Below are 14,899 nucleotides of genomic sequence, written 5' to 3' on the forward strand. Positions count from 1 at the left end.
CGCGCCGCGCACCGCCGCCATTCGCCGCGCCTCGCTGCCGCGTGGCGCGTCCCGCCGCGCCGCGCCCGCGCGCCGCCGCCATTCGCCGCGCCGCGCCGCGCCGCCGCGTGGCGCGTCCCGCCGCGCGGTGCGGGACGCTTCGCGGGAACTCGCCGGGACCCTGCGGCGTTTCAGCCCGTGAAGATGGACTTTCCCGCCCTCTTCGACGCGCACTACGTGCCAGTGCACCGCTACCTCGCGCACCGGCTCGGCGACCGGGTCGCGGCCGAGGATCTCGCCGCGGAGACGTTTCTCCGTGCGTACGCTTCGCGGGCGAGCTTCGTCGACGGCAGTCCGCGCGCGTGGGTGTTCACGATCGCGACCAACCTGTTGCGCGATCACGCCCGCGGGGCCGGACGGCGCGCTGCCGCCCACGCGCGGCTGGCGAGCCAGACCGACATGGCGGTGGAGCCCGAGTTCGAGCTGCCCGACCCCCAACTCGCGCTCGCGCTCGCCGCGTTGCGCACCGAGGAGCGCGAGGTGCTTCTGCTCTATGCCTGGGCCGAGCTGTCCTACGACGAGATCGCGACCGTCACCGGCGTCGCGGTCGGGACGGTGCGGTCGCGGCTGGCTCGTGCGCGTGCGCACCTGACCGCCGAGCTCGCGCCCGAGAGGAGCCAGACATGACCGTCGACGAGCGTCTTCGCGAGGCACACGCGGGCGTGCCGGACCCGGACCCGGCGACGGTCGCACGCGCCCGCGCGCGCCTCATCGCCGCGCTCGACGAGGCGCCCGCGCCCGCGCCCGCGCGCCGTCGTCGCCGCCGCCGGTTCACGTTCCTGGTGCCCGCGCTCGCCCTCGCCGCGGCCGTCGTGGCCGTCGTCGTGCTGACTGGCGGCGGCGAGGACATCGAGCGCGAGGCTCCGCAGCCGGCCGCCCCGGGGCCGGTCTCCTACGAGCGCAACACGGTCGCGTCAGGCTTCCGCTACATCACCGCGGACGGGAGCCCGAACGGCAATCCCGGCAACGCCGCGTACGCGATCGCGTGGAGCATGCCTCAAGAGATCTGGCGCGCGGCCGATGGCTCCGGCCGGGTCGCGTATGGCGACGAGAGCGCGCCCTACCTGCCGAGCGCCGCCGACGAACGTGCCTGGCGCGCGGCGGGCTCGCCCGACCTCAAGGAGAAGTTGGGCGAGACCGTGGATCCGAAGGTGACGAACTACGGACCGGGCGAGCTCGACCCGGCGCTGATGCTCAGCGCCGGCCTCGAGATGGACGCGTTCCCTGGGCGCGACCCACTCGCGGCGGCGCCGCGCGAGCCGCAGGCGCTGGCCGCGTGGCTCCACGCCGCCGCGGCCAAGCAGCACCCGGGCGCGCCGCAGCGCATCCTCCGGATGACGGTGGGCAACAACGCGGTGGCGCTGCTGCTGCACCCGCTCGCGACCCAGGAGCAGCGGCTGGCGTTGATCGGCGTCCTCTCGTCGCTCGACGGTGCACGCAAGCTCACGTCGGTGCGCGACGCCGTGGGCCGCGAGTGGCCCGGCATCCAGCTCGATCTGCAGACGATCGGCTACGACCCCCGCACCGGAAGGCTGATGGCGCAGGGCGACCGCTTCAAAGGCGGCGTCCGCTGGACGCACACCTACGACGTGGCGTCAGGCGGGGTGTCGGCCATCGGCGCCCGACCGTAGAAAGCGAACATATGTTCGTGTAGGCTGGCGCCCATGGAGCCCGCCGTACATCACATCACGATCCTCGCACCGCAACCGCCCACCATCTGGAGCCGCCTGGAGACGATCCTGGCCGCGGGAGGAAGTCCGCCGATCGCCATGACGCGATCGGCCGAAACCCTGACGTTCACGTGCGACACGGGCGATTTCATGCTGCGCGCGCGGGTCGCCGACGCGCTGATGACGGTGTGCGATCACGGCGAGTGGCGTCGCAGCTTCGCCCCGGAGGACTAAAATGGCGGGCTTGAGCGATCCCGTTGTCATGACCGCCGAGGGTCTGAAGGCCCTCCAAGCCGAGCTCGAGCAGCTCGAGACCGTCGCCCGGCGAGAGATCGCCGACCGCATCAAGACGGCGCGCGAATGGGGCGATCTCAAGGAGAACTCGGAGTACCACGACGCCAAGAACGACCAGGCGCACCTCGAGACCAAGATCCTCCGCCTGCGCGAGCAGTTGCTCGCCGCCGAGGTTCGCGAGGTCGAGACCTCCAGCGACGTCGTCGGCTTCGGCAGCTGCGTCGAGTTCGAGGACGCGAAGTCCGGCAAGACCCAGACCTACACGCTGGTCTCCGCCCACGAGGCCGACCCCACGCAGGGCAGCCTCTCGATCGACTCCCCGATGGGCAAGGCCCTGGTCGGGACGAAGGTCGGCGGCGTCGCCAAGTTCGAGACCCCTCGCGGCAGCCGCGAGCTGAAGGTCCTCAAGATCACCACCTGAGCGGCTGGGTCGCGGCGCCGCGACAAGCCTGCGGGTGGGGGGTGGGCGACGCGAGCGTCCACCACGGACCTTCACGTCGCCCACCCCCCCGCGACGCGGCGGCGCGGCACGGTGTGCGCGGTGGGGCGCCGTAGGCGGCGCGGCAAGGTGTGCGCGGTGGGGCGCCGTAGGCGGCGCGGCAAGAGGCGCGCGGTCGGGCGCCGTAGGCGGCGCGGCAAGAGGCGCGCAGTGGGGCACCGTAGGCGGCGCGGCAAGAGGCGCGCGGTCGGGCGCCGTGGACGCGCGCGGCCAGGAGCCGCGCGCGGGGTGCGGTTAGTGGGCGCGGAGGGTGCGGGTCTTCGCGCGCTCGAGGTTGCCGCGGGCGTCGATCGCCTGGACGCGGACGGTGTAGGTGCCGCGCGGGAGCTTCGCCGCCGCCCGCAGGCTCCAGCGCTTGGCGCCCTTCGCGATCAGCGCGAGCGGCGCCGAGCAGGACGACGCGGCGGTGAGCTTGCCGTTCGCGCGCAAGTACTGGCAGCGGCCCGCGACCGTGCGGGTGACGCTCACCTGCACGCGGGCGAGCTTGCCGGCGCGCGCCGCCAGGCCCTTCACCGCGGCACAGCCCGCATCGGACGCGGTGCCTGAGGCGACGAGGCGCCCGCCGGCCAACCGCAGCGACGCGACGGTCGAGCGCGGGGCGGCGACGTCGGCGCACACCGACTTCGACGGCACCGTCGTGACGCCGGACACCGCGATGCCGTCGACGCGCTTCGGCCCTGGCAGCGGCGCGACCGAAGCAGGCGCGGGCTCCGCGGCGGCCGCTGCCGGCGGCTCCTGGAAGGCCACGTCGGCGAGCTGGATCGATCCGCGGGCGGTCGCGGCGCCGAAGCGCAGCTCGACCGCGTCCAGATCGGTCAGGTCGACGCCCTTGAACGCGCTCAGTGGAATCCGCAGCCCGTTCAGGACGATGTGCCGGCGGAAGGAGCCCAGCGACGGCTCCAACGCGGTGCCGAACCGCGCCGCGCGGACCGAAGCCGACTTCCCGGCGCGATCGGTCAGGACGACGTCGAAGTCCTGCATCGCGCTCGCCGGGTCGGTCCCGTTCGAGACCGGGTTGCGCAGGTCGGCCCAGTTCACCGCGGTGCGCAAGGACAACGTGCCGAAGCGCGCCGCGTTGCGTGCGGACCCGGCCAGCCCCGCCCGCAGCGACGCCGGCCCGTCCCACGCCAGCGTCAGCTGACGCCCGAAGGAGCGGTTGGTCGAGGTCGTCGAGTTCGGCGACGGGTTCGGCGGGCACGGCTTGATCTGGGTGCCGGTGATCTGGTCGCGGTCCTCGTTGCACCAGTCGAACGTGGCGAAGCCGGTCGCGGTCAGCGCCCCGCCCGCCGCGTCGACCGCCAAGGGCGACACGGCCTCCGGCCGGATCACGTCCTGCCGCCCAGCGGCCGGGGCGATGTAGCTCGTCTTGACGAGCTCGCCACAGGGGACGCCGCGCAGCGTCGGGCACATGCTCGCCGGCAGCCCCGACCCGCCGGTCATCAGCGGCTCGAACTGCTTCTCGTAGCCGAGGTAGTCGCGCAGGAACGCGGCCATCAGCCCGAGCCCGACCTTGCGCTGGTCGACCGGGAACAGCCGGATCGAGTTCGGCATGCTCTCGCCGCACGCGACGTCGGGATTCGAGGTCGAGTAGGACGCGCCGTCGTCGTTGGTCCAGACCGTGTTGAAGTAGTTGTGGTCCGCGCCCTGGACGTAGAACTGGACCTTGGCGAAGTTGTCAGCCGCGTTCGGGTACTTGGACCGCTCGTAGGCGTTCGCGCCCGCCAAGGTCGACACGTCGCCGTCGCACGCGGGCAGCAGCACGCCGAAGTTCGTCCCCAGCGGCACCTGCTTCTGGGAGTCGATCGGCGCCAGCGACATCACGGCCTGCAGGTTGTAGATCCGCCCCGACGGCCGCAGGCGGTTGAAGCGGATGAAGTCCGTCACGCCCTCGCCGCCGCGCGAATGGCCCATCAGGCCGACCCGCTGCATCTCCATCTTGCCCGTCAGCTTGTCGCCGACCGTGTGGTAGTCGTCGCCCGCGACGACGGGCCCGGTGCCGTTGTTCCAGCGGTAGAGCAGGTCCAGCGACGCGGCGAGGATCTGCGAGCGCGCGTTCGCGCCCGCGTCGTAGGAGAACGTGTTGTCGAACGAGACGACCGTGTTGGCCGACACGCTCATGACGACATAGCCGTGCGACGCGAGGTTGGTCGACAGGTAGTCGTAGCCCTGGTAGGACCGGATGTTGGTCGTGTTCTCGGTCCCGTCCGGGTTGTCGGTGTCCCGGCAGGTGACGTCAGGCGAGGTGATCGGCGGCGAGCTCTCGCCCCCGGCCGACGTGATGCACGTCGAGTGACGCCCGTGCAGGAACACGAGCACCTTCCACGGCCCGGGCGTGTCCGGGTAGATGATCGAGCCCTCGAGCGGCTGCGGGAACGTCTGCGACGCGGTCCCGTTCGCGGGCGGGATCGTGATCATCAGGCTGCCCGCGTTGTACTCGACCTTCTTGTAGCCGTACGGGCCGGGCGCGAGCGGATCCGGCGCCTGCGCCTGGGCCGCGCCCGCACCGATCGCGAGCGCGACGAGCACTCCCGCGAGTGCGAGAAGACCACCCTTGAGCACCGCTACCTCCGTCCGCTTGGCCACGGGTCGGGACGTTATTTGTGGGCTCCGGGGCCGAACCTCGACCGTCGGTCGAACACGCGCTCATGAGTTTTCGACCAACGGTCATGTTTGCTGCCAATTCGCTCGGTTAGCGTCCGGCCAATGAAGAGCCTCAGGTGGTTCGGCGCGGGTGCGCTCGCATTGGCGATGGCCATCCCGGCGACCGCCGAGGCGGCGACGCTGTCGGTCGACGATGACAAGCTGGACTGCCCCAGCGCGGGGTATTCGTCCTTGCAGGCGGCGGTCAACGATGCGTCGCCGGGCGACGTCATCGCCATCTGCCCAGGGACGTATGAAGAAGGCCCGGACACGGTGCCCAATGGCGGCGCCAACGCGGTCAGCATCGCCAAGATGCTCACGATCAAGGGCGCCGGCGCGAGCAAGGTGACGATCAAGCCGAAGCCGACCATCGCGAGTTTGTTGGGTACAACGACGAATTATCGGAACACGACCGGCGCGGTCATCGGCGTGTACCGGAGCGGCGTTCGCACGCTCGTCGACATCTCCGGCGTGACCGTTGAGGGCGGCGTCACGACGGTGGGCTCGGCGGTGAAGTTCTACAACGCCGAAGGCAGCCTCACGGGGAGCGTTGTCCGCAACGTCGCGCCGCTGAACGCCGCCCAGCAGGGCTACGGCGTCGTGGTCGCCTCCAACCTCGTCGCGGACCGCCTCCCGGTGCGCGTCGCCGGCAACGCGATCTCCGGGTACGCCAAGGCCGGCGTCGTCCTGGACTCGACCCAGGCCGCGCCCGCGCTCGGCATCCTCGCCGCGACGATCAACAACAACACGATCACGGGTGCGGGCACGCAGGTGCAGACGCCGCAGCAGGGCGTCCTCGCCACCGGTCTCGTGCAGGGCGCGATCAGCGCCAACGCGATCGTCAACAATTTCGGCGCGGGCGACCGCGCGTCGGCCGGCGTTCGCGCGGTCGACCTCGACCTCGTCCCCGCGACCGGCGGCACGACCACCAAGCTGACCGCGACCGGCAACAACATCGTCGGCAACGGCTATGGCGTCGTCAACGAGACCGGCGCCGGCGCCGACCAGACCCTGCCGTTCACCGCCACCGGCAACTGGTGGGGCCACGTCGCGGGCCCGTCGATCGGCCTGCCCAAGACGGTCGGCGACCCGGTCAACGGCGCCGCGGTCACCTACACGGGCTTCCGCACGACCGCGATCGCCACGCCGGCCGTGCCGACGGCGATCACCGACACGCGCCCGACGGGCGAGATCGACCCGCCGACCGCGTCCGGCACCGTCGTGCCGGGCACGACCTACACGCTGCGCGCGATCGCCGCCGACGACTTCGGCGTGCGCTCGGTCGAGTTCGCGATCGACGGGACGCCGCTCGCGGCCGACGCCACCGCGCCGTACGCCACGCAGTGGACGCCCGCGGCCGCGCTGGCCGGCAAGACGGTCACGCTGTCGGTGACGATCACGGACTCCGCCGGCCAGACGACGCAGACCCCGCTGACGCTCGCGCTCGCCGTCAAGGCGCCGGAGCCGGAGCTGACCGCGACGCCGACGCCCACCGCGACCGCGACGGCGACCGCCACCCCGACCACGACGCCGGCGCCCGAGCCGACCGCCGCGCCCGTCGCGGCGACGCCGACCCCGACGGTCACGCCCGCCTCGGTCGAGTCCGCCGCGCCCGACAAGGTCACGCTCAGCGCGACCGCCGCGAAGGGTCGCAAGCTGAAGGTCAGCGGCAAGCTCACGCTCCCGCAGGGCTTCGCCTGCCCGAGCGCCGGCACCGTCAGCGTCTCGGTCACGCTCGGCAAGAAGGTCGTCAAGCGCGCGACGGCCAAGCTCGACTCGAGCTGCGGCTACACGGTCAGCGTCGCGCTGCCCAAGAGCGCCGCCGGCCGCAAGGTGACCGTCAAGGCCCGCTTCCTCACAACCGGCTCCCTGCTGGCGCGCTCAGCGCCCGCCCGCACGGTCACCGTGAGACGCTGACGAAGCGCACGAGGCTATCGGCGAGCACGTCAGTCGTCTCCAGTGCTGGGAAGTGCCCGCCGTACGAGGGTGCTTCCCAGCGCTCGACGGCGAACACGCGCTCGACGACCGTGCGCGGCACGTGGACGATCTCCTTCGGGAAGTCCAGGAACGTGAGCGGGGCGGCGATCCGCCCGCCCGCCGCGGCCACGTCGTCGAGCACCCAGTCGCCGTGCCGCCGCGCCCAGTACGGCCAGAACGACGAGCCGATGCACCCGGTCGTCCAGTAGATCATCGTGGTCGTGAGCAGGTCGTCGGGCGGCAGGCCGCGGGAGTCGGTCCAGCGGTCGAACTTCTCCGCGAGCCAGCTCATCAGGCCGATGGGGGAGTCCGCCAACCCGTACGCGAGGGTCTGCGGCCGCGTGCCCTGGATGTGCACGTAGCCGCCTTCCTCCTCGCTCCACGCCACGAGCGCGGCACGCGACGCGGCCTCCGACTCCGGCCACGTCTCCGGCCGCCGCAGCGGCATCATGTACAGGTGCAGCGCCTGGACGGCGTCGGGGTACGCGAAGGCCAGCCGGCAGGCGATGCTCGCGCCCCAGTCGCCGCCGGCGACGACGTAGCGCTCATGGCCCAGGGCGCGCAGGAGCGCGTGGATGCGGTCGGCGCAGTCGACGATCGAGTACCGCCGGTCGCCGGGGCGGAACGAGTAGGTGTAGCCGGGCAGCGACGGCACGATCACCCGCGCGTGCGAGCGCAGCAGCGGCATGACCCGCGTGAACTCCCACACGCTCGACGGCCACCCGTGCAGCAGCACCAGCGGCGCGCCCTCGCCGTCGGCCAGGTAATGCACGCCCTCGACGACGTCCGACTCGAACCCGTGCAGCACCGCCTCGGCCGCCCGCCAGTCATAGGACTCCCGCCAGTAGCGCGCCAGCTCGCGCGCCTGCGCCAGCCGGAGGCCGTGCTCGGGCCCGGCGTCCGGCGGCTCGTCGGGCCAGCGCACCGCGTCGATGCGCCGCCGCAGGTCCTCGAGCACCGCGTCATCGATCGGCTTCATCACGTGCTCCTTGACGTAAAACGCGCTGCGCGACGTCGACGTGGAGCCGCGTGCCGATCGCCAGCGCGCGCTCGTCGATCACGAACCGTGGGTGGTGGTGGGGGAACTCGCCACCCGCGCCGATGAACGCGTAGCAGCCGGGTGCCTCGGCGGCCAGCGCGGAGAAGTCGTCGCCGCCCATGATCGGCTCGATGTCGACCAGCGGCTCCCCGATCGCCTCGCGCACCAGCGCGGTCGCGCGCTCCTCGTTGACGACGGGCTTGTAGCCGAACCGGAAGTCGAGCTCGTGGGTGGCACCGTGCGCCGCGCACACCCCGCGGGCGATCTCCTCCATCAGCACCGGGATGCGCTCACGCACCTCGGGATCGAAGGACCGGGTGGTGCCCGTCAGCACGGCCTCGCCCGGGATCACGTTCGGCGCGTCGCCCGCGTGCAGCGAGCCGACGGTGACGACCGCCGCGTGCAGCGGATCGATCCGGCGCGAGACGATGTGCTGCAGCGAACCGACCAGCTCGGCCGCGCAGGCGATCGTGTCGACGGCGGTGTGGGGGAGGCCCGCGTGTCCGCCGCGGCCCGAGATCCGCAGCTCGAAGAAGTCCGCCGCGGCCATGAACGGCCCGGGCACGGCGGCGACCTTGCCGAATTCGAGCGGCGTCCAGAGGTGGCAGCCGTAGATGAAGTCCACGCCCTCCATCACGCCCGCGGCCACCAGCTCCCGCGCCCCGCCGGGCGCGAGCTCCTCGGCGTGCTGGAAGATGAACCGCACCTCGCCGCCGGGCAACTCGGCGCCCGCCAGCCGCGAGGCGGCCCCGAGCAGCATCGCGGTGTGCCCGTCATGCCCGCACGCGTGCATCGCGCCGGGCCGCTCGGACGCGAACTCGACGCCGCTCTCCTCCTGGATCGGCAGCGCGTCGATGTCCGCCCGCAGCGCGACCGTCGGCCCCGGCCGGCCGGTACGCAGCCGCGCCAGGACGCTCGTCTCGGTCGGCCGCTCGACCGTCAGGCCGAAGCCGTCGAGCCGCTCGGCCACCCACGCCGACGTCTCGTGCTCATGAAAGCTGATCTCGGGATGGCGGTGGAGGTGCCGCCGCCACGCCACCACGTCCTCGTCGACGCCCACGCGCCGCACCCTACCTAAAGGGGCCTGGCCCCTTTAGGTTTGGCCGTAGCCCGCGTCCATGCCCTCGGAGACCGCGCTCATCTCGTCGCGCAGGGTGCGGACGCGGTCGGCGAGGCGCTCCTGGTTGGCGGCGTCGCCCGAGGCGGCGGTGCTGACGAGGTTCGAGCGGACGGTGTCGAGCTCGACGACCATCCGCTCCATCTCGCCGTCGAAGCGCTGGAGCTGCTCCTGCATCCGGCGCTGGACGACGAGCTGCTCGCGCAGGGCGAGGGCGAGCTCCGGCTGCTCGAGCTCGCCCACGCGTGCGAGGCGCTGCTCGACGCTCTCCACCGGCGTCTCGGACAGCGCCTCGTAGAGCAGCTGCGCGCGCATCGCCGAGCGCTCGATGTCGCCGACCAGCGAGGTGACCTCGGTGGAGACCGCCGTGTACGGCAGCTCCGCGCGCTGGACCGCGGCGGCGATGGCCGCCTGGGTGCGGTGGGCGGCGTCGACGTGGCGGGCGATCGGCGGCGCCAACTGCTGGCGGCGCGCGACCGGCCGGGGCTGCTCGATCCGAGGCGCCGCGCGCGGCTTGGTCTGGACCACGTGGGTGTGCACGATCAGGTCGTGCAGCGTGCGGTTCTCGCGCTCGCCCAGCGGCCACAGCGAGTCGATGATCCAGCCGATCCCGATCAGCAGGTTCGCCACGAAGTACTTGAGGCCGACGTCGCGCAGGACCGCGAGCCCGAACCGGACCGGCCGGCCGTCGTCACGCACGACCCGGATGTTCGCCGCCTGCTTGCCGAGCGTCTGGCCGTTGTGGGCGCCCTTGCGGGACATCAGCAGCCCGGCGTAGGCGGCCCAGAGCACGAGCCAGCCGAGCCAGACGGAGGCGCCGGCCGCGTCATCGGAGCCGCCGACGGCATCCACGACGAGCCCGACGGCGATGGCCATGCACGTGACGATCACGCTGTCCAGCAAGGTCGCTCCAACGCGCGGCCACCACTCGGCGAGATAGGGGCGAGGCTCGTCCATGCCCCCAAACGTACCCGGCCGAGAATCCGCGAAGCGATTCTCCAGCGACCGAAGCAGCGGACGCAGTCCGCTCGCGAGGATCGCCTACCAGGGGACGACGCCCTGGTCGTCCACGTAGGTCCCGGTCGGGCCGGAGCCGTCGAGCAGCGCCATCCGGACGATCGCGTCGGCGCCCTGCTCGACCGTCTTGTAGCCCCGGTGCTGGTTGAAGTCGGTCGCCGTGTAGCCCGGGTCGACGCAGTTCACGCGCATCCCCGGCAGCGCCTTCGCGTACTGGGTCGTGAGCATGTTCACCGCCGACTTGGAGGCGGGGTACTGGAGGCCGACGATCGTCGACTCGAGCCGCTCCGGGTCGCTCGTGACGCCGATCGAGCCCATCCCGGAGGACACGTTGACGATCACCGGGTTCGCGGAACGCTGCAGCGCGGGCACGAACGCCTGCGTGACCCGGACGAGCCCCACCACGTTGGTGGCGAACACCCGCTCCACGAGGTCCGGCGTGACCTCCGGCACAGGGACCATCCCGCCGGAGATGCCCGCGTTGTTGACCAGCACGTCGAGCTCGCCGACGGTGTCGACCGCGGCCGCGACGCTGGCGTCGTCGGTCACGTCGAGCTGCACGAACCGAGCGCCGAGCTCGTCCGCCGCGGCGCGGCCGCGCGCCTCGTCGCGCGCGCACACCCACACGTCGTGGCCCTCCGCGATCAGGCGTCGCGCGGTCTCGTACCCGAGGCCTTTGTTCGCCCCGGTGATCAAGGTCGTCGTCATGGGATCCAGGGTGGAGCTATGCACCCCTCGTCACCAGAGGACTCTCAGTGCCACCCTAAAGAGATGGACGAGCTCGGGACCTGCCTGCGGACCTGGCGCGACCGCCTCGACCCCGCGGACGTCGGGCTGAGCGCGACGTGGCCGACGGCGCGCCCCCGGCCTGCGCCGCGAGGAGGTCGCGCGGCTCGCCGGCCTGTCGGTCGACTACCTCGCCCGCCTCGAGCAGGGCCGCGCGAGCGCGCCCTCGCCGAGCGTCCTCGCCCCGCTGGCGAACGCGCTGCGGTTGAGCGAGGACGAGCGCGCGCACCTGTTCCGCGTCGCCGGCCAGGCGCCGCCGGGCGCGGGCGAGATCGACCGCCGGATCACGCCCGGCGTCCAGCGCGTGCTCGACCGGCTCGCCGACGTCCCGGTGCTGGTGACCGACGCCGCGTGGGAGAAGATCGCGATGAACCCGCCCGCGATCGCGCTGCTCGGCGACCAGCACGACAACATCCTGCGCAGCCACTTCTCCGGCCGGCCGTCGAGGATCATCCGCACGCCGGAGGAGATCGCGGCGATGGAGGCCGGCTGGGTCGGCGACCTGCACCGCGCCGCCGGCCGCTACCCCAACGACGGGCCGCTGCACGCGCTGATCGCCGACCTGCAGCGGATCAGCCCGCGCTTCGCGGAGCTGTGGGAGCAGCGCCCGGTCGCCCAGCACGTCTCCGACCGCAAGACGATCGAGCACCCGGAGATCGGACGGATCACCGTCGACTGCGACGTCATGACCGTTGCGGGGTCCGACCTGCGCCTCGTCGTCTACACCGCGCCGCCGGGCTCCGACGACGCCCGCGCGCTCGCGCTACTGGCCGACGACGCGGTAGCGCAGGTGGGTGACCCGGTCGCCCTGAATCGTTGAGATCGGCCCTTCGAGGTCGACCGGCGCGCCGAGCGCGTCGAAGAACGGCGTGCCACCGCCGAGCAGCACCGGGACGAGATCGACGCCGATCTCGTCCAGCAGGCCGGCCTGCAGCGCCTGCTCGGCCATCTGCCCGCCGTTGACGACGACGTCCTTGTCGCCGGCCAGCTCGCGCGCCTTGGCCACCGCAGCCTCGATGCCGCCCTCGGTGACGAAGACGAAGCTCTCGCTCTCGAAGTCGTCGGGCACGCGGTGGGTCAGCACGACCACCGGCACGCCGATCGGGTGCCGGCCGCCCCAGCCTGACGTGATGTCGAACAGGTGCCGGCCGACGACGAGCGCGCCGGTCGTCTCCAGCACCTCGCGCCAGTGCTTCGCGCTGGCCTCGGTCAGCCGGAACGAGATGCCGGGATTGGCGCTGGGGAGCTCGACGTCGCCGTTGCCGTACCACTGGAACAGGCGGTCGAAGCCGCTCTCCTCCGGACCCGCGATGTAGCCGTCGAGGCTCATGGTGGCGCCGCTGATGATCTTGGTCATGCCCGTGTGACGACGAGTGCTCGGGGAACCAATCGCCCTCAGGTCTGCCGTGCGCGGGACGGTCCAGGGCGGCGATGAAGTCCGCGCGGGTGTGCAGCGGGGCGCCGTGCGAGAGGAGCACGTGCTCGAACGGCAGCGCGAGCAGCTCCCGCAGCGCGGGGAGGACGCGTCGCTCGTGCAGCGCCGAGTCCCACACGCGCAGCTCGCCGTCCGGCGCGGTCAGCGCATCGGCGAACACGAGCGCGCGCTGCTCGGGCAGGTAGACCGGCGTCTCCATCATCCCGCGGCCGTCGTCGAACGCCTGCAGTCCGCCCGGGAGCTCGTCGCCGGCGCGGATCTGCTCGAGCTCGGCCTTCGGGATGTCGTCGCGCCAGAACAGCACGGGCCCGAGCGCGCGGACGCCGTACCAGCGCACGAACAGGTCGATGTCGCGGACGTGGTCGGGCTTGAGACGATCGCCGTGTCGGGCGCGAAGGCCTCGATGCGCTCCCACACGGCGCGGGCGGACGGTGGCGGGGCGAGCGGGTCGAGCAGGATCCGCCGACCGCCGGAGGCGACCGCCACGCTTGTGACCTGTGGTTCCCAATCTGACTGGCCGTTCCAGTCAGGGTGCGGCATTCGCCAGAACCACAGCCCTTCGACCACGTCGTGCACGTGCACCGGTGACTCATTCATGAGAACACGGGGTACCCGGCTCGGCGTGAGGCTCCATTACACCGGGTTGTTGGTCTTCGCCACGGCGACGCTCGGCCTGAGCGCCCCGACCGCGCAAGCGGACACGCAGTACGGCGGTACCGGGCTGTACAAGGGGAATATTCCGGCCGCTCCTTCGATCTCGCTGGTTCGGCGGGACAACGGGCAGGTCGCCGCGCGCGTGCTGCTCTCCGCGCGCTGCCGCGGATACGCGAACTACAACATGGTCATCAAGGTGGCCGGCTCGACGCCCGACGGCGCGTCCTTCACGGCGGCCGGCAAGGCGAAGCTCGGCCGGCCCGGCTCGGTCCGCGTGACCTTGAGCGGCACGCTCGCGCCCGACTCGGTGAGCGGCAGCGCACGTGTGCGGTTCCCGGGCTGCAAGGGCTACACGCAGCCGTTCGTCCTGCGCACCGAGAGCGCGCCCGCGGGAGCGCCCGCGATTCCGGCGCCCGGCACGCTGATGCAGGGGTTCACGAGCCAGACGGCGGCCGGACTGCGGCTCCCGGTGTCGTTGCGCGTCGCCAAGAACGGCCGCGTGTACGCGCTCTGGCAGGCGGTCATGCGGTGCGGCCGGGCGGCGATCGCGCTCGGTGACTACACGCCCTCGCGCAAGGTCCATCCCGACGGGACGTTCGGCGGCTCGCAGAGCTACGTGCTGCGCTACCGCGGCTACAGCGAGCACTACCGCGTGACGTTCAAGGGCCAGTTCCGCGCCGACGGCGTGACCGGGACGCTGCGGGCGCGGGTCTACTACAAGGAGGAGGGCCGCCGCCGGTCGGTCAACTGCGTCAGCGGGACGCGGACCTGGAGCGCGCGGCCGTGAGACGCGCCCTGCTGGTCGTCGCGCTGCTCCTCGTCGCGGCTCCGTCGGCTCAGGCCGACACGAACTACGGCGGCGTCGCCGCGCTGCGCAACGCGCCCTCCGGACCCCTCATCTCGGTCGTCCGCCACGACGACGGGCGCGTCACCGCTCGCCTCGGCGTCGCGTACCGGTGCCGGAAGCACTCGTTCTCCAACTACGTCGTCCGGCTCAAGGGCAGCACGGCCGACGGCGTGAACTTCACCGCCTCCGGGCGGACGCGGATGCCCGGGATCGGCCGCCTGCGGATCACGATGGCCGGCACGATCGCGCCCGACTCCGTGGCCGGGAAGGTCACGACCAGCGCGCCGAACTGCCCGAAGTACGTCCGCGACGTCGTCCTGCGCAGCGAGAGCGCGCCGGTGGGCGCGCCGGCGATCCCGTTGGCATCCACGCTCTTCGCGGGCCTCACCGGGCAGACCACCGGCGGCTTCCGGCTCGCCGTCGGCCTGCGGGTGACGACCAAGGGCCGCGTCTGGGCGACCTGGCAGGCGCACATGCGCTGCGGCCCGCGCGGCGGCGCGAGCTCGATCATCAACGACACCCCGACCACGAAGATCAACCCCGACGGCTCCTTCAGCCGCTCGGAGGTCTACACGGTCCGCTGGACCGACGGCTCCCGCGAACGCTTCCGGGTGAGCTTCAAAGGCCAGTTCCGTGCCGACGGCGTCTCCGGCACCTTGCGCGCCCGCTCGACCCGCCACGGCGGCGGCAGCCGCTGGTACCCATGCGACAGCGGAACCCAGACCTGGGCGGCCCGCACCTAGCCACGCCCGGTCGAGGTGCGCCGGAATGGTCTGGCGAGGCCAGACCATTCCGGCGCACCCGAGGCGCGCGCCGCCGCGTCGCGCCCCCCCGCGGCGGCGCGCCTCGCCCCCGCGGCGGCGCGCCTCGCCCCCGCGGCGGCGC

General features: G+C 72.5%; 14 protein-coding genes and 1 pseudogene. 9 read left to right on the top strand and 6 right to left on the bottom strand.

Translation table 11 applies throughout. From position 1 onward, the window contains the following. Positions 1-183: 183 nt before the first annotated feature. From G569_RS56130 to greA, 4 genes are read left to right on the top strand one after another with little or no spacing between them, the layout of a single operon-like run. Positions 184-666, top strand: coding sequence for an RNA polymerase sigma factor (locus G569_RS56130; RefSeq protein WP_053227827.1), 483 nt, complete (start codon positions 184-186; stop codon positions 664-666). Then, on the top strand, positions 663-1,670 hold the full coding sequence (locus G569_RS0141620) for a hypothetical protein (protein WP_028067790.1): 1,008 nt from the start codon (positions 663-665) through the stop codon (positions 1,668-1,670). Before G569_RS56130 ends, G569_RS0141620 begins: the two co-directional genes overlap by 4 nt. Before the next feature lie 33 nt (positions 1,671-1,703). Beyond that, complete coding sequence (locus G569_RS0141625; protein ID WP_028067791.1) at positions 1,704-1,943, top strand: hypothetical protein; 240 nt, start codon at positions 1,704-1,706, stop codon at positions 1,941-1,943. A gap of 10 nt (positions 1,944-1,953) precedes the next feature. Beyond that, complete coding sequence (gene greA / locus G569_RS0141630; protein WP_064750588.1) at positions 1,954-2,424, top strand: transcription elongation factor GreA; 471 nt, start codon at positions 1,954-1,956, stop codon at positions 2,422-2,424. Positions 2,425-2,736: 312 nt separating this feature from the next. Here the strand turns inward: greA and G569_RS0141635 are convergent, their stop codons facing one another. Further along, positions 2,737-5,085 (bottom strand): alpha/beta hydrolase, encoded by a 2,349-nt coding sequence (locus G569_RS0141635; RefSeq protein ID WP_157592668.1) that lies wholly within the window; start codon positions 5,083-5,085, stop codon positions 2,737-2,739. A gap of 120 nt (positions 5,086-5,205) precedes the next feature. Between G569_RS0141635 and G569_RS0141640 the strand changes: the two genes are divergently transcribed. Beyond that, positions 5,206-7,059, top strand: a complete 1,854-nt coding sequence (locus G569_RS0141640) for an Ig-like domain-containing protein (protein ID WP_028067794.1) — start codon at positions 5,206-5,208, stop codon at positions 7,057-7,059. On the opposite strand, the gene G569_RS56135 is transcribed toward G569_RS0141640, so the two are convergent. The 4 genes from G569_RS56135 to G569_RS0141660 form a co-directional block, all read right to left on the bottom strand. Continuing rightward, complete coding sequence (locus G569_RS56135) at positions 7,043-8,098, bottom strand: epoxide hydrolase family protein (protein WP_053227788.1); 1,056 nt, start codon at positions 8,096-8,098, stop codon at positions 7,043-7,045. The genes G569_RS0141640 and G569_RS56135 overlap by 17 nt on opposite strands. Then, on the bottom strand, positions 8,082-9,218 hold the full coding sequence (locus G569_RS0141650; protein WP_245602732.1) for an amidohydrolase: 1,137 nt from the start codon (positions 9,216-9,218) through the stop codon (positions 8,082-8,084). The genes G569_RS56135 and G569_RS0141650 overlap by 17 nt, the downstream gene beginning before the upstream one ends. 33 nt (positions 9,219-9,251) lie before the next feature. After that, positions 9,252-10,232 (bottom strand): RDD family protein, encoded by a 981-nt coding sequence (locus G569_RS0141655; RefSeq protein ID WP_028067797.1) that lies wholly within the window; start codon positions 10,230-10,232, stop codon positions 9,252-9,254. An 84-nt stretch (positions 10,233-10,316) separates the two neighbouring features. Further along, positions 10,317-11,000 (bottom strand): SDR family oxidoreductase, encoded by a 684-nt coding sequence (locus tag G569_RS0141660; protein WP_028067798.1) that lies wholly within the window; start codon positions 10,998-11,000, stop codon positions 10,317-10,319. Between the two features lie 193 nt (positions 11,001-11,193). Here G569_RS0141660 and G569_RS66630 point away from each other — a divergent pair. After that, a pseudogene (locus G569_RS66630) lies at positions 11,194-11,250 on the top strand (hypothetical protein); the annotation flags it as partial. A gap of 33 nt (positions 11,251-11,283) precedes the next feature. Continuing rightward, positions 11,284-11,898, top strand: a complete 615-nt coding sequence (locus G569_RS56140; RefSeq protein ID WP_211233231.1) for an MmyB family transcriptional regulator — start codon at positions 11,284-11,286, stop codon at positions 11,896-11,898. Here G569_RS56140 and G569_RS0141670 read toward each other — a convergent pair. Further along, on the bottom strand, positions 11,842-12,435 hold the full coding sequence (locus G569_RS0141670) for a dihydrofolate reductase family protein (RefSeq protein WP_028067799.1): 594 nt from the start codon (positions 12,433-12,435) through the stop codon (positions 11,842-11,844). The two genes, G569_RS56140 and G569_RS0141670, sit on opposite strands and share 57 nt — an antisense overlap. Before the next feature lie 106 nt (positions 12,436-12,541). Between G569_RS0141670 and G569_RS0141675 the strand changes: the two genes are divergently transcribed. Together G569_RS0141675 and G569_RS0141680 are read left to right on the top strand one after the other, a co-directional pair. Then, positions 12,542-13,954, top strand: a complete 1,413-nt coding sequence (locus tag G569_RS0141675; protein WP_157592669.1) for a hypothetical protein — start codon at positions 12,542-12,544, stop codon at positions 13,952-13,954. After that, a complete protein-coding gene (locus G569_RS0141680; protein ID WP_028067801.1) occupies positions 13,951-14,757 on the top strand; it encodes a hypothetical protein in 807 nt (268 codons plus the stop codon). Before G569_RS0141675 ends, G569_RS0141680 begins: the two co-directional genes overlap by 4 nt. Positions 14,758-14,899 lie beyond the last annotated feature (142 nt).

It is taken from the genome of Solirubrobacter soli DSM 22325, assembly GCF_000423665.1.
Classification (GTDB): Bacteria; Actinomycetota; Thermoleophilia; order Solirubrobacterales; family Solirubrobacteraceae; genus Solirubrobacter; species Solirubrobacter soli.

Coding starts and splice junctions, on each gene's coding strand:
- G569_RS56135 (WP_053227788.1), bottom strand. CDS start 8,098: ATGAAGCCGATCGATGACGCGGTGCTCGAGGACCTGCGGCGGCGCATC.
- G569_RS0141660 (WP_028067798.1), bottom strand. CDS start 11,000: ATGACGACGACCTTGATCACCGGGGCGAACAAAGGCCTCGGGTACGAG.
- G569_RS0141625 (WP_028067791.1), top strand. CDS start 1,704: ATGGAGCCCGCCGTACATCACATCACGATCCTCGCACCGCAACCGCCC.
- G569_RS0141640 (WP_028067794.1), top strand. CDS start 5,206: ATGAAGAGCCTCAGGTGGTTCGGCGCGGGTGCGCTCGCATTGGCGATG.
- G569_RS0141670 (WP_028067799.1), bottom strand. CDS start 12,435: ATGACCAAGATCATCAGCGGCGCCACCATGAGCCTCGACGGCTACATC.
- G569_RS0141620 (WP_028067790.1), top strand. CDS start 663: ATGACCGTCGACGAGCGTCTTCGCGAGGCACACGCGGGCGTGCCGGAC.
- G569_RS56130 (WP_053227827.1), top strand. CDS start 184: ATGGACTTTCCCGCCCTCTTCGACGCGCACTACGTGCCAGTGCACCGC.
- G569_RS0141655 (WP_028067797.1), bottom strand. CDS start 10,232: ATGGACGAGCCTCGCCCCTATCTCGCCGAGTGGTGGCCGCGCGTTGGA.